A 20987-nucleotide genomic window follows, 5' to 3' on the forward strand; every position below is an offset into this window, starting at 1 on the left:
GGCACGGCCCCCCAGGGCCGGGTGCATCGCCCCTCCGCACGCCGACTTGAAGGCGATCCCGCCCGCGACGACGAAGTCGGCGCCAAAATTACAGCGACCCGATCAACCGTTCCACTCGCTCGTCCACCGACCGGAACGGGTCCTTGCACAGCACGGTGCGCTGTGCCTGGTCGTTCAGCTTCAGGTGCACCCAGTCGACCGTGAAGTCCCGCCCGGCCGCCTGGGCCGCCGCGATGAAGTCGCCGCGGAGTTTCGCCCGGGTGGTCTGCGGCGGGGTGTCCTTGGCGGCCTCGATCTCGCCGTCGTCGGTGACCCGGCGGACGAGTCCTTTCCGCTGCAGCAGGTCGAAGATTCCGCGGCCGCGGCGGATGTCGTGGTAGGCGAGGTCGAGCTGGGCCACTCGCGGGCTGGAGAGGTCCAGGTCGTGCTTGGCCCGGTAGCGTTCGACCAGCCGGTGCTTGATCGCCCAGTCGATCTCGGTGTCGATTTTGCTGAAGTCCTGCTCCTCGACCGCCTCCAGCGCGCGGCCCCACAGTTCGACGACCCGCTCGTTGGCGGGCGTGGATCCGTTCTCCTTCAGGTGCTGGACCGCCCGGGCGTGGTACTCCCGCTGGATGTCCAGCGCGGAGGCCTCGCGCCCGCCGGCGAGCCGGACCTGGCGGCGTCCGGTGAGGTCGTGGCTGATCTCGCGGATCGCGCGGATCGGGTTGTCGAGCGTGAAGTCGCGGAACTGGACCCCGGCCTCGATCATCTCGAGCACGAGGTTGGCCGATCCGATCTTGAGCATGGTGGTGGGCTCGGCCATGTTCGAGTCGCCCACGATGACGTGCAGGCGCCGGTAGCGCTCGGCGTCGGCGTGGGGTTCGTCGCGGGTGTTGATGATCGGCCGGGACCGGGTGGTGGCGCTGGAGACGCCTTCCCAGATGTGCTCGGCGCGCTGGGAGAGGCAGTACACCGCGCCGCGCGGGGTCTGCAGCACCTTGCCCGCGCCGCAGATGAGCTGGCGGGTGACGAGGAAGGGCAGCAGCACGTCGGCGATCCGGGAGAACTCCCCGGCCCGGGTGACCAGGTAGTTCTCGTGGCAGCCGTAGGAGTTGCCCGCGGAGTCGGTGTTGTTCTTGAACAGGAAGATGTCGCCGCCGATGCCCTCGTCGGCGAGCCGGCGCTCGGCGTCCACGAGGAGGTCCTCGAGGATCCGCTCGCCGGCCTTGTCGTGGGTGACGAGCTGGGTCAGGTCGTCGCACTCGGCCGTCGCGTACTCCGGGTGCGAGCCCACGTCGAGGTAGAGCCTGGAGCCGTTGGACAGGAACACGTTGGACGAGCGTCCCCACGAGACGACCCGCCGGAAGAGGTAGCGCGCGACCTCGTCGGGGGAGAGCCTGCGCTGGCCGTGAAAGGTGCACGTGACCCCGAACTCGGTCTCGATGCCAAAGATCCGCCGCTGCATCCCCCCAGAGTAGGCGCTGGACCCCCGCGGAAGGTGCGCCGTTCGGGCGGCGACACGCGGTCGGTACGTTGCAAGTGGTGACATTGCGGCGGAAACCGGTCGCCGGGACCGGGGTGGATCCGGCGCGGCCAGCGGAGGTGGACGAGAGTGTTCCAGCAGGTCGGCCGGGCATTCCGGCAGGTCGGGCAGCGGGACCGGGCGCTGATGCGGCGCAGTGCGGCGATTCCCCGCACCCGGGCCGACGACGTGGTGACCGCGTTGTCCCGGAGTGCGAACAAATCGCGGCTCTGGTGGGGCGTGGCGGCGGTGCTGGCGGTCCGGAAGGGCCCGGCGCGCCGCGGCGCGCTGCGCGGGATCGCCGCCATCGCCGGCGCGAGCGCCGCGGCGAACCTGGTCGCGAAGCCGCTGTTCCCGCGCCGCCGTCCGGCCGAGGAGGAGGTTCCGGCGCACCGTCAGCTGCGGAAACGGCCGACATCGTCGTCGTTCCCGTCCGGGCATTCGGCCTCGGCCGCCGCGTTCGCGACCGCAGTCGCGATGGAGTCGCCGAAGGCCGGGCTCGTGGTCGTCCCGCTCGCCGGGGCGGTCGCGTACTCGCGGGTCCACACCGGGGTGCACTGGCCGAGCGACGTCGCCGCCGGGCTGGCGATCGGGACCGGGATCGCCGTGCTGACCCGGCACTGGTGGCCGCTGCACCCGGACGCGCGGGCCCGCACCGCGCACGCCGCGGAAGCGCCGGAGATGCGCGACGGCGAGGACATGCTGGCGCTGGTGAACCCGAATTCGGGCGTCAACGGGCTCGACCCGACCGAGGACGTCCGCTACGCCTGGCCGAAGGCGTCGCTGATCTACCCGGATCCGTCGCGGGACCTGCGCGAGCAGCTGGCCGCCGAGATCGAAGCGCACGGCTCGGTCCGCGCGCTCGGCGTCGCGGGCGGGGACGGCACGGTCGCGGCCGTGGCGTCGGTCGCCGCCGAACGCGGGCTGCCGCTGGCGCTCATCCCGGCCGGGACGCTCAACCATTTCGCCCGCGACATCGGGGTGCGTTCGATGCCGGACGCGGACGAGGCGACCGAGGGCGGGCACGCGGTAGGCATCGACCTGGCCGAGGTCGAGATCGACGGCTCCGGAGAACCGGGGCACCGCTGGTTCGTCAACACCGCCAGCCTCGGCGGGTACCCGGAAATGGTGCGGCTGCGGGAAAAGCTGCAGAGCCGGTTTCCGAAGTGGCCGTCCGCGGCGCTCGCGCTCGTGCGCGTGCTGCGGCGCGCGAAACCGCTGCGCGTGCAGCTGAACGGGAAGCCGACGCAGGTGTGGCTGATCTTCGTCGGCAACGGCACGTACGCGCCGAAGGGGTTCGCGCCGTCGCGGCGCCCGGCGCTCGACACCGGCCTGCTCGACGTCCGCTACGTGCGGGCCGACGTGCGCTGGTCGCGGACCCGGTTCGTGCTCGCGAGCCTCACCAACAGCCTGCACGCGAGCCACGTCTACCGGCAGCGGGACCTGCCGGAGCTGCACGTGCGGCTGCTCGACGGGAACCGCCGGGTCGCCACCGACGGCGAGGTGGGCCCGCTCGGGCGGGAGTTCCGGTTCCGGTCGCGGCCGAGCGCGCTGACCGTCTACCGGAATCCGGACGGTGACTCCTGACCGCTTCGTGCCCTAAGGTCCCTCGGAGAGCGCGTGCTCGGGCACCGAGGCCTTCGCCACTCGACGCTCGGCTCTCACCGCCCTGACCTGCGCGATTACCGCCAGCTGGGCTGCCCCTCGACGGCACTTGACCGTTTCTTTACCTTTTCTCAACGAATCCACAGCGAGCCCTCCCTAGCGTGATCTTCGAGGTGCGGACTGCCCTGTCCGCACCAGTTCACGGCAGGGGTCTTCTCAGTGCGTTTTTCCTCCCGCGGTCGCAGCTGCCCGTCTCCGGCAGGCCGCGGATGAGCCAGCTGCTCCCGCGGGCGGTCGACCCGGTCCTGCCCCCGTCGGTCACCTCCCAGGCAAGGGACCTCGGGCCGCTCGAATCCCCGCTGCTGTGGCTCGCGTTCGCCGGAGCCGCCGCGGCGGTCCTCGCCGTCACCATCGCGCTCGCGCACCGCCGCCGCGTGCGCCGCTGGGGCATCAGCGGTTCGATCGCGCTGTTCCTGATCGCCGCGGTCACCGCGGTGAACAGCTACGTCGGCTACGTCCGCACGCCCAGCGACCTCGGCAGGCTCCTGCAGCGCGGGGGCGGCGCGATGAACGTCGCGGGCACCCTGCTGCGCAGCACCAGCGACGATCCGGCCGAGGACTCCGACCTCAGCGCCACCGGCGGGACCAGCGGCAGCTCCCCCACCGCCGCCCGGCCCGCGGCCCCGCCCAGCGGCAACGGCAGCATCGAGGTGCTGAACGTGCCCGACCCCGCGCACGGCGTGCCGAACGGCGAGAACTACGTGGTCCTCCCGGCCGGCTACCACGACCCGGCGAACGCGAACAAGCGCTACCCGGTCGTCTACCTCATCCACGGCTACCCCTACGGCGGCCCACGCGACTGGCTCACCTCCGGCTCCGCGCCGCAGACGCTGAAGAGCCTCGAGGACGCCCACGTGATCCAGCCGATGATCATCGTGAGCGTCGACCTCACCGCCAACCGGCCGAGCACCGACTGGGAATGCCTCAACGTCCCGGGCGGGCCGCAGCTGGAGACGTACCTCGCCAGCGGCATCGTGCCGTCGGTCGACAAGCACTACCGCACGTTCGCCGACCGCGGCCACCGCGCGCTCGGCGGCATGTCCGGCGGCGGGTTCGGCGCGCTGAACATCGGGCTGCACCACCTCGACGAGTTCGGCACACTGCTGATCTCGCTGCCCTACGACGACCTGAACGACTCGGTCGGCGTGCTCGGCGGCAACCAGGCGGCGATCGCGGCGAACACCCCGCGCCGCTACATCCCGACGATGCCGTTCCCGCAGAAGATCGCCGTGATGCTGACCGTCGGCACCGGCGCGCCGACCGACGTGGCGACCGCGCACCGCATCGCCGGGTCGCTGCAGCGGCGCGGCCAGGAGGTCGTGGTGCACGCCGAACGCGGGTTCAACCACACCTGGCACACCGCCCGCGCGACGCTGCCCTACATGCTCGCCTTCGCCGATCAGAACTTCCGCAGCGCCCCTGCCTCCTTCTGAGCGGATCGCCCGGGGAAAAATATCTTCCCGGCCCTGTCCATCCGGGCGGGCGCCGTTCGTGGTGAGGTCAGCGCGGCACTCCGGCCGCGCCGACCGACGAAGGAGCCCGACCATGAAGTACCTGCTGCTGATCCACGCTTCCGCGGCCACCGAGCAGGGCGGGGCCGCCGGCTGCGAGCCCGCCGACTGGATGGCCTACGACAAGGAAGTCCGCGACGCGGGCGTGTACGTCAGCGGCGAGTCGCTCGCCGACCTCGTGACCGCGACCAAGGTGCAGGTCGGCCCGGACGGCGAGCGCTCGATCACCACCGACGGCCCGTTCGCCGAGACCCGCGAGCTGCTCGGCGGGTTCTACGTGCTGGACGTGCCGGACCTCGACGCCGCGCTCGACTGGGCGGCCCGCTGCCCGGGCGCCCGCGACGGTTCGATCGTGGTCCGGCCGATCGCCGACTTCAGTGCCTGACGCACGAGCGTCGGTGGCGGCCGTGTTCCGCGAGGAGCACGGCCGCCTGCTCGGCGCGCTCGTCCGCCGGTTCGGCGATCTCGACCTGGCCGAGGAGGTCGCCGCCGAGGCGGTGGAGGCCGCGCTGGTGCGGTGGCCGATCGACGGCGTCCCGCCGAAACCCGGCGCGTGGCTGATGACGACCGCGCGCCGCAAGGCGGTCGACCGGCTCCGCCGCGACCAGGCGTACGCGGCGAAACTGGCTGTCCTGCAAGCGGAATCCGACCGCACCGACCCTCCCCCGCCGCCCGGGGCCGACGGCGACCTGCCCGACGACCGGCTCCAGCTGTTCTTCACCTGCGCCCATCCCGCGCTGGCCGCCGAGGACCGGCTCGCGCTCACCCTGCGCTGCCTGGCCGGGCTCACGACGCCCGAGGTGGCGCGGGCGTTCCTCGTGCCGACCGCGACGATGGCGAAGCGGATCGTGCGGGCCAAGAACCGGATCCGCGACCACCGCATCCCCTTCCGCGTCCCCGCGGGCGACGAGCTGCGCACCCGGCTGCCCGGCGTGCTGCAGGTGCTGTATTCGCTGTTCACCGAGGGCTACGCGGCCAGTTCCGGCCCGGACATCCAGCGGCCCGACCTGGCCGAGGAAGCCATCCGGCTGGCCCGGATCCTGCACCGCCTGCTGCCGGACGAACGCGAAGTCACCGGGCTGCTCGCGCTTCTGCTGCTGGTGCACGCCCGCCGCGCGGCCCGCACCGGACCCGAGGGCGAGTTCGTCCTGCTCGAAGACCAGGACCGCACGTCCTGGGACGCGGCGCTGATCGACGAGGGCCGCGCGCTGGTGCCGGTCGCGCTCACCGGCGGGCCGCCCGGGCCGTACGGGGTGCAGTCGGCGATCGCCGCGCTCCACGCCGAAGCACCGGACGTCGCGCGCACTGACTGGCCGCAGATCGTCGCGCTGTACGACATCCTGCTGACGCTCACGCCGACCCCGGTGGTCGCGCTCAACCGCGCGGCCGCGGTCGCGATGCGCGACGGGCCCGAAGCAGGGCTGAAACTCCTGGACGGCTTGGCCGACGAGCCCCGGCTCCAGGGATACCACCCGTACGCCGCGGCGCGCGGAGACTTGCTGCACCGCCTCGGCCGCGACGCCGAAGCAGCGGCGGCGTACCAGGAAGCGCTGGCCAACGCGGGAACCGAGCCGGAACGCGCCCATTTGCGTCAACGGCTGGAGTCGCTCTAGCTCGGCGCCCATCTGCTGAGGACGGGGTCGACGAGCGCCGTCAACGGTCCGGACAGCTTCTGGCCGTGCTGCCGGAACTGGTCGTCGCGGCAGCACGTCGCACGCTCCTCCCCCGCTCTCGCAGGTGATGCCGTCCCAGTCGATCGCCATCCGCGATCCGGAACTCCGGCCACACCGCCCGCGCCCGCGCGACTCCCTCCGGAATCGCCAGCCGCTGACTGCACGAACCCCGCCCCCGGCGACGCCACCACGCAGTCACCAGCGCACCCGTCGGCATTGGGGAAAACGACTGCGGGCCGCCGGATTTCCCCGACGGCCCGCAGTCCGTTACGTCATTCCTTCTCGGCCGAACCCTCGCCCTTGCCGGAATCCTGGTCCGAGCCCTTACCGGAATCGCCCTCGCCGGAATCGTCCGCCTTCTCGGCCGGCTCCGCCTTCGCCGGCAGCAACGCCTCCAGCGCCGCCCCCGACAACCGCCGGAACGCCCGCCGCGGCTTCGCCCGGTCCAGCACCGCGACCTCGAGCTTGATCTCCGCCTCCGCCGCCGACCCGTTCCCGTTCGACGACGCCGCGGTCGCCCGCAGCCCCTCGATCGCCGTCGCCAGCGCCGTGCGCAGATCGTGGCCGGGATCCACGACGTCCTTCAGCTTCGCGCTGATCGGCTCCGTCTGCCCGCCCATCACCACGAACGGCGACTCGTCGAAAATCGACCCGTCGAACGTCAACCGGTACAGCTGGTCCTCCGCCGCGGTCGCCCCGACCTCGGCCACGCACACCTCGACCTCGAACGGCTTCAGCTGCTCGGTGAAAATGCTGCCCAGCGTCGCCGCGTACGCGTTCGCCAGCGCCCGCGCGCTCACGTCCCGGCGGTCGTACTGGTAGCCCTTCAGGTCCGCGTGCCGGATCCCCGCCACCCGCAGGTTCTCGAACTCCGAATACCGGCCCACCGCGGCGAACCCGATCCGGTCGTAGATCTCGGACACCTTGTGCAGCGTCGCCGACGGATTCTCCGCCACGAACAGCACCCCGCCCGCGTACTTCAGCACCACCACGCTCCGGCCCCGCGCGATCCCCTTGCGCGCCAGCTCGGAACGCTCCCGCATCAACTGCTCGGGAGAGGCATACAACGGCATCGTCACGGTGTCGGCTCCACGTTCTCCGAAAACTCGGCAATCATTGACTCAGCGGACATCGGCGGCCTCAGACCGGCCGGTGGTGATTGCGCTCCGCGCGCCCGGCCACCACCGCCTCGGCCACCGCACCCGTCTGCTCCGCGGACAGCAGCACCGCGCCGTCCTCCGCGGTGATGGTGATGACGTTCGGGAAAATCCGCCGCACCAGGTCCGGCCCGCCGCTCGCGGTGTCGTCGTCCGCCGCGTCGTACAACGCCTCCAGCGCCGTCCGCACCGCCGCGTCCACGTCCGCGTCCGGGTCGTACAGCTTCTTCAGCGACGACTTCGCGAACAACGACCCCGAACCGACGCTGGCGTACCCGGCGTGCTCCTCGTACCGCCCGCCCGCCGCGTCGTACGACACGATCCGGCCCGCGTGCTTCGCGTCCTCGGCCTCCAGGTCGTACCCGACGAACAACGGCACGACCGCCAGCCCCGCCATCGCCATCTCCAGGTTCGCCTTCACCATCCCGGCCAGCTTGTTCGTCTTGCCGTCCAGCGAAAGCGAAACGCCCTCGATCTTCTCGTAATGCGCCAGCTCCACCGCGTACAGCCGGACCATCTCCACGGCCAGCCCCGCGGTCCCCGCGATGCCCACCGCCGAGTACTCGTCCGTGACGTGCACCTTCTCGATGTCCCGGCTCGCGATCAGGTTCCCCGACGTCGCCCGCCGGTCGCCGGCGATCAGCACCCCGCCGGCGAACGCGACCGCCACGATCGTCGTGCCGTGCGGCGCGTCCAGCTCAGCCGCGCCCGCCGGCACCCGCCGCGCCGGCAGCAGCTCCGGCGCGGTCGCGCGCACGAAATCCGCGAACGACGACGTCGTCGGCGAAAAGTAGGCCGACGGCAGTCCGGGCCCGGAAAAACCCGCCCCAGAGGAGGTGTTGTCCATACGTGCTCTCGGTTCCCATCTTCATCCCGTGCCCGGCAACGCCGGGAACTGCCCCCGGCGCCGCCGCGCGAAACCTCCGGCCCAGCGCGCGCCCGCCGCACCGCCCCGCACCCGGGACGGCCGCGACGGGCGGACGGCTACTCGCCGCCCTTCTGCACGTAAGCGCGGACGAAGTCCTCGGCGTTCTCCTCCAGCACGTCGTCGATCTCGTCGAGGATCGTGTCCACGTCCTCGCCGAGCTTCTCCCGCCGCTCCTGGCCCGCCGCACCCGCGCCGTCGAACTCCTCGTCGGAATCGCCGCCGCCGTGCTTCTCGATCTTCTCCTGCGCCATCTCGCCTCCCGGTCTGGCCGATGTTCCCTAGCCTACCCAGCGGTACCGACGAAAAGGGCCTTCCCTCGGCCCGAAACGCCGGGATCGCGCTAGTCCGAACCGGTGATCGCCTCCACCAGCTCCTCCGCCGTCGCCGCCGCGTCCAGCAGCTTCCCGACGTGCGCCTTCGTCCCCCGCAACGGCTCCAGCGTCGGGATCCGCACCAGCGACTCCCGGCCCACGTCGAAAATCACCGAATCCCACGACGCCGCCGCGATCGACGACGCGTACTTCTCCAGCGCCCGGCCCCGGAAGTAGGCGCGCGTGTCCGACGGCGGATTCGTGATCGCCGCCTGCACCTCCTCCTCGGTCACCAGCCGCTTCATCGACCCCCGCGTGACCAGCCGGTTGTAGAGGCCCTTGCCCAGCCGCACGTCCGAATACTGCAGGTCCACCAGCCGCAGCCGCGGCGCGCCCCACGCCAGCTGGTCCCGCTCCCGGTAGCCCTCCAGCAGCCGCAGCTTCGCGGGCCAGTCCAGCCGGTCCGCGCACTCCTGCGGATCCCGCGCCAGCGCGTCCAGCACCTCGCCCCACACCCGCAGCACTTCCTTCGACGCCTCGTCCGCGCCCGTGCGCTCCAGGTTCGCCGCCGCCAGCTCGTGATAGGCGAACTGCAGGTCCAGCCCGGTGAACTTCTTCCCGTTCGCCAGCTCGACCTTCGTCTTCAGCGTCGGGTCGTGGCTGATCTTGTGCACCGCCCGCACCGGCTCGTCCAGCTTCAGGTCGTCGAACCGCACCCCGGCCTCGATCAGGTCCAGCACCAGCGCCGTCGTCCCGACCTTCAGATACGTCGAGTACTCCGACAGGTTCGCGTCCCCGATGATCACGTGCAGCCGCCGGTACTTGTCCGCGTCCGCGTGCGGCTCGTCGCGCGTGTTGATGATCCCGCGCTTGAGCGTCGTCTCCAGCCCGACCTCGACCTCGATGTAGTCCGAGCGCTGCGAAAGCTGGAAACCCGCCTCCTCGCTCTGCTGCCCGATCCCCACCCGGCCCGAACCGCAGACCACCTGCCGCGACGCGAAGAACGGCGTCAGCCCGCCGATCACCGCGGTGAACGGTGTCGACCGCTGCATCAGGTAGTTCTCGTGCGTGCCGTAGCTCGCGCCCTTGCCGTCCACGTTGTTCTTGTACAGCTGCAACGGCGGCTGCCCCGGCACGGTGGCCGCCTTCAGCGCGGCCTCCTCCATCACCCGCTCGCCCGCTTTGTCCCAGATCACCGCGTCCCGCGCGTTCGTGACCTCCGGCGCGGAGTACTCCGGATGCGCGTGGTCCACGTACAGCCGGGCGCCGTTGGTGAGAATGACGTTCGCCGCCCCGAGGTCCTCGACGTCCGGGTCGTGCCCGGGACCGCCCGGCCCGGTCAGGTCGAACCCGCGCGCGTCGCGCAACGGCGACTCCACCTCGTAGTCCCAGCGCGCCCGGCGCGCCCTCGGGATGTCCGCAGCCGCGGCGTAGGCCAGCACCACCTGAGTCGAGGTGAGCACCGGGTTCGCCGTGGCGTCCCCGGGCACGGCGATGCCGTACTCGACTTCGGTTCCCATGATCCGACGCATGCCACCACCCTACGGGTTCGGCGCGTGCGACGATGCCCCCATGCCAGGCAGTGACGAACTCGTTGCCCTCTATGACGACACCGGCCGCGCGATCGGCGAGACGCTCCGCTCCCGCGTGCGGGCCGAAGGCCTCTGGCACGCCGCCGGCGTCGTCCTCGTCCGATCGGGCGACGGCCGCTCGGTCTACGTGCACCTCCGCACGGCGGACAAGGACATCTTCCCCTCCACCTGGGACTGCTGGGCGGGCGGAATCGTCGCCGCCGGCGAAACCCCCGCCGACTGCGCCCGCCGCGAACTCGCCGAAGAACTCGGCGTCCACGGAGTGGAACCGGAACCGCTGTTCACCAAAATCTACGACGACGGCACGATCCGCTGCCACAACTTCGCCTTCGAAGTCCGCTGGGACGGGCCGGTCCGGCTGCAGGCCGAGGAAATCGTGGAGGGGCGCTGGATTTCGCTGGAGGAGCTTCGGGAGTGGGTCTTCGACCCCGAACCCGAGCTGCCGTTCATTCCCGACGGGCGGGAGGGCATTCGAGAGTGGTTCCGGAACTGTGTTTGATTGCGCCGACTTCGTCGGCGCGCGCGGGATCGCCTTCAGTCGGCGTCTGACCGAGCGGTGTGCTGGGCCCGGGGGGCCGGGCACACCGCTCGGTCAGACGCCGACGCGATCCCGCGGTGGTGGTCCGGTTTCAAGAAGTGGGGGCGGGGTGGGGTGGGGTTACAGCTTTGCGGTGAGTTTGGGCAGCAGGCGTTTGGCTGCGTCTTGGGCGCGGGCGGGGGTGCTCGCGGCGACGCTCAGGGCTGAGACGAGGTTGCCCTTCGCCACCAGTACTGCGCAGGTCGAGCCTTCGCACCAGGCTCGTTGCACGGTGATTCCTGGCTGCGGCGGCAACGAGATCTCTGTGCCTGCGCAATGCGTGGCTGCCACGACGTCCTCGCCGTTGCGGTCCGGGTACGCCGTGACCTCGTGCGTCAACGCCGAACCGCTCGGATACACCCAGCTCACCGACTTGCGCTCGCCTGCGGCCAACCCGGTCAGGCACCCCGAAACGCGCCCTGAGCCTGGCGTCACGCCCTCCTCGGCAACGTCCGAATCGGACAGCAGCGCCGCCTCCGCGCGCCTCGGATCCGGGGCCGGCGAAGAAGAAACGGCCGGAGGATCGACCGCGCGCGACACCGGCGGAGCGACCGGAGCGCTCGTGCCCGGCGCCGGAGCCGGATCGTCGTAGTAGGTCTCGAGATTGTTGGGCCGGTTGCCGCATCCGGCGAGCCCGGCCAGCGCCCCCAGCCCGACCAGCACAGCGACTGCTGGCACCTGCCGACGACGCACGTTGCCCCTCCGCGCTCAGTGTTGCCCGTTCGCCCCGGGCCATGCTGGGCCCCGAGGGTAATGCAATCGCTCAGCTCCACCCGAGGTGGGATCGGCGCGTCCAGTACTCCCGCGCGTCCTGCGCGAGTTCTCCCAGCACAGCGCGGTCGCCGTCGCCGAGCCGCACCCGCGTCGCGGCGAGGTTCGCGGCCAGCTGCGCCGGGCTCGACGGGCCCAGCACCGCCACCGGGGCCCACTCCTGCCCGAGCACCGCCGCCACCGCGATCGCGTCCGGGCCGACGCCGTGCGCCTCGGCGATCCGCCGCAACGGCTCCGGAGCCTCCGCGACGAGCCGTCCGTTCGCGAGGGTTTCCTTGACCAGCACCCGTTTCCCGGCCGCTTTCGCTTCCGCCAGCGCCGGCCCGGACGAAGGCTCGAAGACGTTCCACGTGGACTGGACCGACGCGAACACCGGCTGCCCGGCCGATTCCAGCTCGAACGCCCGGCGCACCACGTCCGCCTGCGCGGGTCCGGAGGTGGAGAAACCGACCTCGACACCCTCGGCGGAAAGCCCGGCCAGCGCGTCGATCAAGGGCCGATCAGTCAAAAGTGGACTGTCCACAGTGAGCGAATGCACCTGGTACAGGTGCACGTGATCCGCCAGGAGTTCCCGCGTCTGCGCCCATTGCTCGCGAAACCGCGGCAGGGTGTGCTCCTTGACCTCGTGGACGTCCGCGTCCAGCCGCCAGTCGCCGACGTAGCGGTAGCCCCATTTGCTGGACACGGTCACGTCCTGGTGCCCGCGTTCGGCCAGCCAGCCGCCGAGGAACTCCTCCGAACGGCCGTAAGACCGCGCGACATCAACCCACCGGATTCCCGCCGCGTACGCCGCGTCGAGCACCTCGTGTGTCGCGGTTCGCATCGACGGGACGTCCCGCACTTCGGGCAGGTCCCGCCCCAGATTGATGTATGCCGGACGGCCGAGCGCGGCCAGCCCCACCGCGATGCGGTCCATCGGAATCCCCTTGTCTTCAGCGGTTTTCGGGAGTGAGCACGGTGTGCTCAGGCAAGACGAGCGGTGGTGCTTTCACATCGCCTGCCGTATAGGTCGTTATACACTTTGTTTGTGCCGGAGGATGGCGAGCCATTGGCCGGAGTTCTGGGCTTGGCGGTGGAGTTTTTCGAGGCGGGCGGCGGGTGCGCGGACGTAGCCTTTGCCGAAGACCGGGGCGATCTGGCGGAGGCTGGCTCCTTCCTCGCGGGCGGCGAGGAGTGCCCAGTCGGACGCGTCGGCGCAGGCCGCGGAGGCGCGGCGCAGCTCCCCCAGCAGGTCGATCAGGTCGTTGGCGTTCAGCTCCCCCGCTTGGACGGCGGCGGCGGTCGTCTCGAGCCAGGCGAGGACGTCGGCTTCGGTGATCGGCGGGCGCGGGCGGGCGTTTTCTGTGCTCACGCGGCGCAGTATAGGGCGTTATACACCGAGGTCGAACGCGGTGACCGAAACCCGCTGGACTCCGGGCGTGGCGCGGACGTTGACTGGCCGAGGCAGTCCGCTGGTCGTTTCGGAGGTTCAGTGAGGTTCGGCATCGCCGCGCGGTTCGTCGCGCTCGCCGCCGTGTGGGGCGCGAGTTTTCTGTTCATCAAGGTGGGCCTGGAAGGGTTGTCGCCGGCTCAGGTGGCGCTGGCCCGGGTCGCGCTGGGCGCGTTGACGCTCGGCGCGTTCCTGGTGCTGCGCAGGCGATCGCTCCCCCGCGATCCCGCGTTGTGGGCGCATCTCGCGGTGGTTTCGCTGCTGTTCTGCGTCGGGCCGTTCCTGCTGTTCTCGTGGGCCGAGCAGTACGTCGCCTCCGGGCTCGCCAGCATCTTCAACGCCACCACTCCCCTGCTGACCATGCTGTTCGCCGCGGCCGCGCTGCCCGCGGAACGGCTCACCCGGCCGAAAACCGCCGGGCTGCTGATCGGTTTCGCGGGCGTCCTCACGCTCGTCGGCGTCTGGCGCGGCATCGACCTCAGCCACGAAGTCCTCGCCCAGCTCGCCTGCCTCGGCGCGACCACCTGCTATGGCTTGGCTTTCGTGTATTTGCGGAAGTTCGTATCGCCGCACAATCCGGACCCGGTCGTGGTCGCGTTCGGGCAAACCGGTTTCGCCACGATCGTCCTGCTGGCCGCGGCACCCGTGCTCGCCGCGCAGCCGGTGCGCCTGAATCTCGGCGTGATCCTGTCCATGGTGGCGCTCGGCGTGCTCGGCACCGGCGTGGCCTACGCCTGGAACGCCGCGATCGCCGCCGCTTGGGGCGCTGCCAACGCATCCGCTGTGACTTACCTCACTCCGGTGGTCGGAGTGTTGCTCGGCGTGCTGGTCCTCGACGAGCCGGTGCACTGGAACGAACCCGTCGGAGCGGTGCTCGTGGTGCTCGGGATCCTGGCGTCGCACGGACGGCTTTCCCGGGCGCGGCAACCGGTCCTGGAACGCGTCTGAAGACGACCGCGGGGCCGCCGGAGGAGATCCGGCGGCCCCGCGGCGTTCGCACTGTCCTACAGGTACTGACCGGTGTTCGTGGCGGTGTCGATCGCCCGCCCCGATTCCTGGTTCTTGCCGGTGACGAGCGTGCGGATGTAGACGATCCGCTCGCCCTTCTTGCCGGAGATCCGGGCCCAGTCGTCCGGGTTGGTGGTGTTGGGCAGGTCCTCGTTCTCCGCGAACTCGTCGACGATCGCGTCCAGCAGGTGCTGCACGCGCAGGCCGGGCTGCTTGGTCTCCAGCACCGACTTGATCGCCGACTTCTTCGCCCGGTCCACGATGTTCTGGATCATCGCGCCCGAGTTGAAGTCGCGGAAGTACAGGACTTCCTTGTCCCCGTTGGCGTAGGTGACCTCCAGGAACCGGTTCTCGTCGCTCTCCTCGTACATCCGCTCGACGGTGTGCTGGATCATCGCGTCGAACGTGGCCTTCTGGTCCCCGCCGAACTCCGCCAGGTCGTCGGCGTGGATCGGCAGGCCCTCGGCCAGGTACTTCGAGAAGATGTCCTTCGCGCCCTCGGCGTCCGGCCGCTCGATCTTGATCTTGACGTCGAGCCGGCCCGGCCGCAGGATCGCCGGGTCGATCATGTCCTCGCGGTTGGAGGCGCCGATGACGATGACGTTCTCCAGCCCCTCGACGCCGTCGATCTCCGACAGCAGCTGCGGCACGATCGTGGTCTCCACGTCGGAGGACACGCCCGAGCCGCGGGTGCGGAAGATCGAGTCCATCTCGTCGAAGAACACGATCACCGGGGTGCCCTCGGAGGCCTTCTCCCGGGCCCGCTGGAAGATCAGCCGGATCGACCGCTCGGTCTCGCCGACGAACTTGTTCAGCAGTTCCGGGCCCTTGATGTTGAGGAAGTAGGACTTGCCGTCCGCGTTGTCCCCGCGAGCCTCGGCCACCTTCTTGGCCAGCGAGTTCGCCACCGCCTTCGCGATGAGCGTCTTGCCGCAGCCGGGCGGGCCGTAGAGCAGCACGCCCTTCGGCGGGCGCAGCTGGTACTGCTCGTAGAGGTCCGCGTGCAGGAACGGCAGCTCCACGGCGTCGCGGATCTGCTCGATCTGCCGGGTCAGGCCGCCGATGTCCTCGTAGCGGACGTCCGGCACCTCCTCCAGCACGAGGTCCTCGACCTCCGCCTTCGGCACCCGTTCGTAGGCGTAGCCCGCCTTGGAGTCCACCAGGAGAGAATCGCCCGGTTTGAGCGGCTGCTCGGCGAGCGGGTCCGACAGCAGGACCACCCGCTCCTCGTCCGCGTGCCCGACCACGAGCGCGCGCGTGACGCCGCCCTCGTTCTCCGGGGCGAGCACCTCGCGCAGCGCGCAGACCTCGCCGGTGCGCTCGAAATCGCCGGCTTCGACGACCGTGAGCGCCTCGTTGAGCCGCAACGCCTGCCCGCGCCGCAGCGACGAGACCTCCACCGCGGGCGACACCGAGACGCGCATCTTGCGCCCCGCGGTGTAGACGTCCACCGTGTTGTCCTCGTACGCCTCGACGAACACCCCGTACCCGCTCGGCGGCTGGGCGAGCCGGTCGACCTCCTCGCGGAGGGCGAGCAGCTGACCCCGTGCTTCGCGCAGGGTTTCGACGAGTTTCGTGTTCCGCTCGGTGAGCTGACTCACCCGTTCCGACGCCTCGGCGAGACGTTGTTCGAGAACGCGGTTCTGTCGCGGGGAATCGGTGAGCCTGCGGCGCAGCAGCGCCACTTCTTCCTCGAGAAAACGGATCTGCCGGGCTTGTTCCTCTGGTGTCTGCCCTGCTCCGCCGGTTGCTGAAGGGTCGGCCTCCTCGCGCCGACCTCCGGGAAGGTCATGATGCATCGGGCACCTCCTCGGAGTGCTTTTCATTCCACGGTACCGGCGATCACCGACAAGAAAAGGCCTTTCCGCATCACAAGACCGGCGCGTCGCGCTTTTTCTTCCGGGGAAGCACGGCTGCGAGCGCAGCGCAAGCGGCCGATTCGGTGCCGCGGACGGGAATCCGCTCCGCGCGGGTTTCCGCAACGCGGAACTGAACACGCTGCGGATTGCCCCGCCAGGCGCCCGGCAAACCCGAGTTGCGGGTTGGCTGCGCACGAACGCCCGCGGCTGGCTAGCATCCCCGGGTGGCCGCGCTCCGTCCGCGGCCTCGACTTTTCGCGAGCACGGCAGGGGGAACCGAGATGACTTATCCGCCGCAGCAGCCCGGCGGCTGGGACCAGGGCGGCCAGCAGCCGAACCCGTACGGGCAGCAGCCGGGCGGGCAGCCGCAGTACGGCCAGCCCCAGCAGGGCGGATGGAACCAGGGCGGGCAGCCCGGACCGCAGTCCGGCGGGTTCCCGGCCGCGCCCGGAACCCCCGGTCCGGGCGGCCCCTACGAGGGCGGATACCCGCAGCAGGGCGGTCCCCAGCAGTACGGGCAGCAGCCGGACCAGTTCGGGCAGTTCGGACAGCAGCCCGGCCAGTTCGGGCAGCCGGGCCAGCCGGGGCAGTTCGGACAGCCGGGGCAGCCCGGCGGGCCGTTCGGGCAGCAGCCGGGCGGGCAGTTCGGCGGGTTCGGCGAGGAGCCGCCGAAAAAGAAGAAGACCGGCCTGATCGTCGGCCTCGCGATCGGCGCGGTGGTCGTGCTCGGCGGGGCGACCGGCCTGGTCATCTGGCTCACCGGCGACAGCAAGGACTCCAAGACCGCGGCTCCGCCCGCGTCGTCCTCGGCTCCCGCCGCCGGCCCGCAGTCCAGCGGCCCGGGCGGCAGTTCGTCGTCCTCCCCGTCGTCCTCGTCGTCGTCGGGTTCGAGCAGCGGCAACTACCCCGCGGCAGCCGGGGCGAAGGCGACCTCGGGCGAGCTGTTCCAGGCCGCGTCCGAGGCGTACAACAGCTCCGACACCGACGGCCTGTTCTCGCTGCTGTGCACGAGTCTCACCAAGGGCCAGAAGCCGACCGAGAAGATGCCCTCGGGCATCCACTTCGAGCTGACCAGCAGCCCGCAGGAGAACGGCGACCAGGCCACGGTGAAGTACCACGTCAGCATGACCAGCAAGACCGCCGACGGCACCCTCACCGCGCTGCGCCAGGGCGGGGCCTGGTGCCTCGGGAAGGTCAGCACGGACCACTAGGTGAGACGCCGGCTCGGCACGGCACTCTGCCTGCTCGCAGTCGTTGTCGCGGGCGGTGTCCTCGGCTTGCTCTCGATCGGCCTGCCGGGGCCCGCCCGCCCCTCTTCGGAACCGCCCGCTCCGCCGCCTCCGCCGCGGGTCAGCACGTCCCCGAGTCCCGCGCCCGCCGCGGATCAGGCCGCGATCGCCGCGCTGGCCCGCACTCTCGTCGACGCGATCACGCGCGCCGACTCCGCCGAATTCGGCACTCTCGCGTGCAAACCGCAAACTGCGGCCGCGCTGAAGGAACTCCAGGAGAAATGGGACGCCGCGGGCCCGCTGCGCGTCTCACTGGTTGGACAACCGGCGATCGCGGGCGACGACGCGACGGTGACTGTCCGGGTCGAAGGCGCAGGCGGGCACAAGGAGACGCCGTTCCCGCTGCGCCGCGAGAACGGCCGATGGTGCGTCCCTGTTTAGCCTTTGCCCTTGCTGGGCCGCCGTGAAACGCGCGGCGACACTGTGCCGTCCGCCAGTCGACGGGCAGTGAGCAGGAATGCGGTGTGCGCGACCATCCGGTGGTCCGGCCGCACCGCGAGGCCGACGACGTGCCAGGGCCGCATCAGCGTTTCCCACGACTCCGGCTCGGTCCAGCACTGCTGTTCCCGCAGCGATTCCGTGACGCGCGACAGCTGCGTGACCGTGGCGACGTAGACGGTCAGGACTCCGCCGGGCACCAGGTGCTCGGCGACGTTCGGCAGCTGGTCCCACGGCGCGAGCATGTCCAGCACGACGCGGTCGACCTCGCCGGTGTGCGTGGCCAGATCGGCGACGGTGAGCGTCCAGTTGTCCGGCTTCTCGCCGAAGAACTTCACGACGTTGCGTTCGGCGTGCTCCGCGTGGTCGTCGCGGATCTCGTACGAGAACACCTGTCCCGCCGGACCGACCGCGCGCAGCAGCGAGCAGGTGAGCGCGCCCGAACCGGCGCCTGCTTCGAGGACGCGGGCGCCCGGGAAGATGTCGCCCCACATCACGATCTGCGCGGCGTCCTTGGGGTAGATCACCTGCGCGCCGCGCGGCATCGACAGCACGTAGTCCGGCAGCAGCGGCCGCAGCGCGAGATACGTGCTGCCGCCCGCGGAAGTCACCACGCTGCCCTCGGGGCGGCCGATGAGATCGTCGTGCGCGAGCGCGCCGCGATGCGTGTGGTACTCGCCGCCGTCGGCGAGGGTAAGGGTGTAGTGCCTGCCTTTCGAGTCCGTCAGCTGAACCCGGTCACCTGCACGAAACGGTCCGCTGACCGACAACTTCTTCCTCCACTGCGAAACCCGGAACGCCGACGTCGAATCCTCGCAGGTCGTCCCGCGCCCGTCGTGCGCGGGTGCCCCTCACTGCGCACGACGGCCCTGCATCAGCGCGGTCCGCAGGTCTTCGCGGCGCAGCACGCCCGCGGGCCGGCCTTCGTCGTCGACCACGAGGAACTGCCAGGCGGGCGTCTCGCGCACGCGCTCGGCGATCTCCTCCCCCGGCTCCGAGGCGAGCAGCACGGTCTCCGCCCGGATCGGCTCGGCGGCCTGTTCGGCGGGCGCGTGCGGGCTGACGCTCGCCAGCTGTTGCGCGGCTTGCTCGTCCAGCAGTCCCGCCGCGACCCCGTCCGCGCGCACCAGCACGACGCCGCGTCCCGCCGACGCGGCCAGCGCGTCGGACACCGGGCTTTCCGCCGGCAGCTGCAGAACCGGACGCACCAAATCGGACAGTTCCAGTCCGGCGGGCCAGCCGCGCCGGGCTTCCGCGGCCAGTTCCGACCGCGCGCCGAGGATCACGAACCACGCCGTCACGACGCACACGCCGAGCCGCAGCCACCGGTCCGGGCTCTGCATCGCCAGCCCGAGCAGCGCCCAGACGATCAGCCCGGTCGCGACGAGCGCGCCGCCGGCGACCGCCGCCTTGGTCCCCTTGGCGCGGAATCCGGTCATCGCCCAGACCCCGGCGCGCACGAGCCGTCCGCCGTCCAGCGGCAATCCCGGCAGCAGGTTGAAGAAGCCGACCGCGAAGTTCGCCACCGCGCACTCCGCGACCAGCAGCCACACCGCGCCGTCCGGCGGCACCGCGAACAGCAGCAGCGAGCAGAACCCGCCCAGCACCAGCGAAACCGCGGGCCCCGCCGCGGCGACCAGCCCTTCCTGGCCCGGCCTTCGCGGCGTACGGGCCACTTCGGACAGTCCGCCGAGCAGGAAGAGCCGCAGCCGCCGGACCGGGATCCCGAGCCGCAGCGCGACGAGGCAGTGCCCGAGTTCGTGCGCGAGCACGGAAAGCCCGAGCAGCACGGCGAACGCGGCGGCGAGCAGCCACGAGGTCGGCGTCGAAACGTCCGGCAGGAGCCGCCCGACCAGCGGCGCGTAGAGCACCACGATGATCAGCGACCCGATCCACCACGACGGGGCGAGCAAAACGGGCACCCCGCCGACCCGGAACAGCAGCAGGCCGCCGTCCCCGCCGGCGCGCCGGGCGGGACCGGCGCCGTGCTGACTGGTCGCGGCCATGCCGGACAGAGTAGGGGGCCGCGTGTGGGAAGCCGGTGACCCGGTCTCCCCGGACGGGTGGTGTCCGTCTCGCCGCCCGGGTCAGGCGGGTCGCGGCTGGACGAGGTTCTCCAGATTCGCGAGCGCGACCTGCTTCCGGAACTCGCCGCGATAGGACGCGTCGCCGGAGTCGTGCATCGCGTCGGTCATCCAGACCGCCGCCGCCTGCCGTTCCCAGACATGCGCCAGGCAGGTGTCCGAGTAGTTCTCCAGCGCGCTCGGATCGTCCTTCTCGACTTGGTGCACGACCGCGCGGGCGAGCGCCTCCGCGTCGTGCAGTGCGAGGCTCATCCCCTCCGCGCTCATCGGCGAGATCAGGTGCGCCGCGTCGCCGAGAAGGAACAACCTGCCGTAGCGCATCGGGCTGAACACCACCCCGCGCAGCGGCACCACCTGCTTCGTCGCGATCGGCCCGCGCGGCACCGGTGCGGCGAACCTGGCGCCGAGTTCTTCCCAGATCCGCTCGTCCGGCCAGTCGCCGATGGTGTCGTCAACCGGACACTGCAAGTAGATCCGGCTGGCGTTCGGCCCGCGGGTGATCTGCGCGGCGAAGCCCCGGGAATGCACTGCCATCACAGCTAGCGGATCGGCGGGCACTTCCGCCAGGACGGTCAGCCAGGCGTAGCCGAACTCGTGGCTGTGGCAGGAGAGGAAGCCGTCCGGGATCGCCGTCCGGCTGACGCCGTGGAAGCCGTCAGCGCCGGCGACGAACGCGCAGTCGATCGCCTTGGCGCCGCGATCGTCCCGGTAGCGCACCCGGGGCTGCTCGGTGCCGAGCCCTTCGAGCGTGACGTCCTCCGCCCCGAACCGGAGGTCGCCGCCGTCGCGGAGGAAGATCCGGACGAGGTTGCGGACGCGCACCTGCTGCGGGATGAACGCCCCCGCGCCCTCCTCGTCGGTGTCCATCCGCCAGGCGCGCTGCTCGCCGTGGACGATCAGCGGCAGCACGACGTCGGACGGCCCGTCTCCGTGCCCCTCCACGGCCTCGCCCACGCCCCAGTCGCGCAGCATCCGCACGCCGCGACCGTCGAGAGATCCCGCCCTCTGCCGCTGCTCGACGTACTCGCGGCTGTTCTTTTCCAAGACCACGCAAGGAATCCCGCTGCGCAGGAGAAACGTGCCGAGCGCGAGCCCCGCCACCCCGCCGCCCACCACGACCACCGTGGTTTTCTCGTCTGCCTGTGTCATGTTTTCTCCGAAAGAGTGCTGGCGAACCTGACGATCACCACT

The 20987-nt window shown here is 71.1% G+C and carries 20 protein-coding genes; 8 read left to right on the plus strand and 12 right to left on the minus strand.

The features are described 5' to 3' along the window. Positions 1 to 88: 88 nt before the first annotated feature. Positions 89 to 1447, minus strand: coding sequence for a Pup--protein ligase (gene pafA / locus F9C12_RS03360; RefSeq protein WP_009078177.1), 1359 nt, complete (start codon positions 1445 to 1447; stop codon positions 89 to 91). Between the two features lie 204 nt (positions 1448 to 1651). On the opposite strand from pafA, the gene F9C12_RS03365 reads away from it, so the two are divergent. The 4 genes from F9C12_RS03365 to F9C12_RS03380 all read left to right on the plus strand — a co-directional run bounded on the left by F9C12_RS03365 (position 1652) and on the right by F9C12_RS03380 (position 6293). After that, entirely contained in the window at positions 1652 to 3091 is a 1440-nt protein-coding gene (locus F9C12_RS03365) for a bifunctional phosphatase PAP2/diacylglycerol kinase family protein (RefSeq protein WP_409466958.1), read from the plus strand. Positions 3092 to 3378: 287 nt separating this feature from the next. Further along, a complete protein-coding gene (locus F9C12_RS03370; RefSeq protein WP_409464699.1) occupies positions 3379 to 4602 on the plus strand; it encodes an alpha/beta hydrolase in 1224 nt (407 codons plus the stop codon). A gap of 112 nt (positions 4603 to 4714) precedes the next feature. Next, positions 4715 to 5065 (plus strand): YciI family protein, encoded by a 351-nt coding sequence (locus tag F9C12_RS03375; RefSeq protein ID WP_409464700.1) that lies wholly within the window; start codon positions 4715 to 4717, stop codon positions 5063 to 5065. Then, entirely contained in the window at positions 5058 to 6293 is a 1236-nt protein-coding gene (locus F9C12_RS03380; RefSeq protein WP_409464701.1) for an RNA polymerase sigma factor, read from the plus strand. Before F9C12_RS03375 ends, F9C12_RS03380 begins: the two co-directional genes overlap by 8 nt. A 332-nt stretch (positions 6294 to 6625) precedes the next feature. Here the strand turns inward: F9C12_RS03380 and prcA are convergent, their stop codons facing one another. The 4 genes from prcA to dop all read right to left on the minus strand — a co-directional run bounded on the left by prcA (position 6626) and on the right by dop (position 10281). Then, positions 6626 to 7432 carry a proteasome subunit alpha gene (gene prcA / locus F9C12_RS03385; RefSeq protein ID WP_409464702.1) on the minus strand — a complete coding sequence of 269 codons (807 nt, stop codon included), beginning with the start codon at positions 7430 to 7432 and terminating at the stop codon, positions 6626 to 6628. A 61-nt stretch (positions 7433 to 7493) separates the two neighbouring features. Continuing rightward, positions 7494 to 8357, minus strand: a complete 864-nt coding sequence (prcB, locus tag F9C12_RS03390) for a proteasome subunit beta (protein WP_409180517.1) — start codon at positions 8355 to 8357, stop codon at positions 7494 to 7496. 137 nt (positions 8358 to 8494) lie between these two features. Then, complete coding sequence (locus F9C12_RS03395; RefSeq protein ID WP_037363480.1) at positions 8495 to 8689, minus strand: ubiquitin-like protein Pup; 195 nt, start codon at positions 8687 to 8689, stop codon at positions 8495 to 8497. 89 nt (positions 8690 to 8778) lie between these two features. Next, positions 8779 to 10281 carry a depupylase/deamidase Dop gene (dop, locus tag F9C12_RS03400; protein WP_409180518.1) on the minus strand — a complete coding sequence of 501 codons (1503 nt, stop codon included), beginning with the start codon at positions 10279 to 10281 and terminating at the stop codon, positions 8779 to 8781. Positions 10282 to 10321: 40 nt separating this feature from the next. On the opposite strand from dop, the gene F9C12_RS03405 reads away from it, so the two are divergent. After that, entirely contained in the window at positions 10322 to 10840 is a 519-nt protein-coding gene (locus tag F9C12_RS03405; RefSeq protein WP_409180519.1) for an NUDIX domain-containing protein, read from the plus strand. A 159-nt stretch (positions 10841 to 10999) separates the two neighbouring features. Here F9C12_RS03405 and F9C12_RS03410 read toward each other — a convergent pair whose 3' ends face one another. The 3 genes from F9C12_RS03410 to F9C12_RS03420 all read right to left on the minus strand — a co-directional run bounded on the left by F9C12_RS03410 (position 11000) and on the right by F9C12_RS03420 (position 13040). Continuing rightward, positions 11000 to 11611: a hypothetical protein gene (locus tag F9C12_RS03410; protein ID WP_409464703.1), complete on the minus strand. Its 612-nt coding sequence runs from the start codon at positions 11609 to 11611 to the stop codon at positions 11000 to 11002. Between the two features lie 70 nt (positions 11612 to 11681). Continuing rightward, positions 11682 to 12605, minus strand: coding sequence for an aldo/keto reductase (locus F9C12_RS03415; protein WP_409464704.1), 924 nt, complete (start codon positions 12603 to 12605; stop codon positions 11682 to 11684). Between the two features lie 96 nt (positions 12606 to 12701). After that, positions 12702 to 13040, minus strand: a complete 339-nt coding sequence (locus F9C12_RS03420) for a hypothetical protein (protein ID WP_409180522.1) — start codon at positions 13038 to 13040, stop codon at positions 12702 to 12704. A gap of 120 nt (positions 13041 to 13160) precedes the next feature. Between F9C12_RS03420 and F9C12_RS03425 the strand changes: the two genes are divergently transcribed. Continuing rightward, the gene (locus F9C12_RS03425; RefSeq protein WP_409464705.1) at positions 13161 to 14066 is read left to right on the plus strand and encodes a DMT family transporter; all 906 of its coding nucleotides are present in this window, start codon (positions 13161 to 13163) and stop codon (positions 14064 to 14066) included. 56 nt (positions 14067 to 14122) lie between these two features. Here the strand turns inward: F9C12_RS03425 and arc are convergent, their stop codons facing one another. Beyond that, entirely contained in the window at positions 14123 to 15925 is a 1803-nt protein-coding gene (arc, locus tag F9C12_RS03430) for a proteasome ATPase (RefSeq protein WP_409180524.1), read from the minus strand. Positions 15926 to 16266: 341 nt separating this feature from the next. Between arc and F9C12_RS03435 the strand changes: the two genes are divergently transcribed. Together F9C12_RS03435 and F9C12_RS03440 are read left to right on the plus strand one after the other, a co-directional pair. After that, complete coding sequence (locus tag F9C12_RS03435) at positions 16267 to 17196, plus strand: hypothetical protein (RefSeq protein ID WP_409464706.1); 930 nt, start codon at positions 16267 to 16269, stop codon at positions 17194 to 17196. After that, on the plus strand, positions 17197 to 17655 hold the full coding sequence (locus F9C12_RS03440; protein WP_409464707.1) for a hypothetical protein: 459 nt from the start codon (positions 17197 to 17199) through the stop codon (positions 17653 to 17655). Here F9C12_RS03440 and F9C12_RS03445 read toward each other — a convergent pair. From F9C12_RS03445 to F9C12_RS03455, 3 genes are all read right to left on the minus strand, one after another. Beyond that, positions 17652 to 18482: a tRNA (adenine-N1)-methyltransferase gene (locus F9C12_RS03445; RefSeq protein WP_009078143.1), complete on the minus strand. Its 831-nt coding sequence runs from the start codon at positions 18480 to 18482 to the stop codon at positions 17652 to 17654. The genes F9C12_RS03440 and F9C12_RS03445 overlap by 4 nt on opposite strands. An 81-nt stretch (positions 18483 to 18563) precedes the next feature. Then, positions 18564 to 19718: a M50 family metallopeptidase gene (locus tag F9C12_RS03450; protein ID WP_409180527.1), complete on the minus strand. Its 1155-nt coding sequence runs from the start codon at positions 19716 to 19718 to the stop codon at positions 18564 to 18566. Between the two features lie 81 nt (positions 19719 to 19799). Further along, entirely contained in the window at positions 19800 to 20945 is a 1146-nt protein-coding gene (locus tag F9C12_RS03455) for a 4-hydroxybenzoate 3-monooxygenase (RefSeq protein WP_409464708.1), read from the minus strand. Between the last annotated feature and the right edge of the window lie 42 nt (positions 20946 to 20987).

Origin of the sequence: Amycolatopsis sp. GA6-003 (genome assembly GCF_046267895.1) — a bacterium.
Lineage (GTDB): Bacteria > Actinomycetota > Actinomycetes > Mycobacteriales > Pseudonocardiaceae > Amycolatopsis.

Bases quoted from the DNA above. Each gene is read 5' to 3' on its own strand.
- pafA (WP_009078177.1), bottom strand. From the start codon at position 1,447: ATGCAGCGGCGGATCTTTGGCATCGAGACCGAGTTCGGGGTCACGTGC.
- F9C12_RS03365 (WP_409466958.1), top strand. From the start codon at position 1,652: ATGCGGCGCAGTGCGGCGATTCCCCGCACCCGGGCCGACGACGTGGTG.
- F9C12_RS03370 (WP_409464699.1), top strand. From the start codon at position 3,379: ATGAGCCAGCTGCTCCCGCGGGCGGTCGACCCGGTCCTGCCCCCGTCG.
- F9C12_RS03375 (WP_409464700.1), top strand. From the start codon at position 4,715: ATGAAGTACCTGCTGCTGATCCACGCTTCCGCGGCCACCGAGCAGGGC.
- prcB (WP_409180517.1), bottom strand. From the start codon at position 8,357: ATGGACAACACCTCCTCTGGGGCGGGTTTTTCCGGGCCCGGACTGCCG.
- F9C12_RS03395 (WP_037363480.1), bottom strand. From the start codon at position 8,689: ATGGCGCAGGAGAAGATCGAGAAGCACGGCGGCGGCGATTCCGACGAG.
- dop (WP_409180518.1), bottom strand. From the start codon at position 10,281: ATGCGTCGGATCATGGGAACCGAAGTCGAGTACGGCATCGCCGTGCCC.
- F9C12_RS03405 (WP_409180519.1), top strand. From the start codon at position 10,322: ATGCCAGGCAGTGACGAACTCGTTGCCCTCTATGACGACACCGGCCGC.
- F9C12_RS03415 (WP_409464704.1), bottom strand. From the start codon at position 12,605: ATGGACCGCATCGCGGTGGGGCTGGCCGCGCTCGGCCGTCCGGCATAC.
- arc (WP_409180524.1), bottom strand. From the start codon at position 15,925: ATGCATCATGACCTTCCCGGAGGTCGGCGCGAGGAGGCCGACCCTTCA.
- F9C12_RS03435 (WP_409464706.1), top strand. From the start codon at position 16,267: ATGACTTATCCGCCGCAGCAGCCCGGCGGCTGGGACCAGGGCGGCCAG.
- F9C12_RS03450 (WP_409180527.1), bottom strand. From the start codon at position 19,718: ATGGCCGCGACCAGTCAGCACGGCGCCGGTCCCGCCCGGCGCGCCGGC.
- F9C12_RS03455 (WP_409464708.1), bottom strand. From the start codon at position 20,945: ATGACACAGGCAGACGAGAAAACCACGGTGGTCGTGGTGGGCGGCGGG.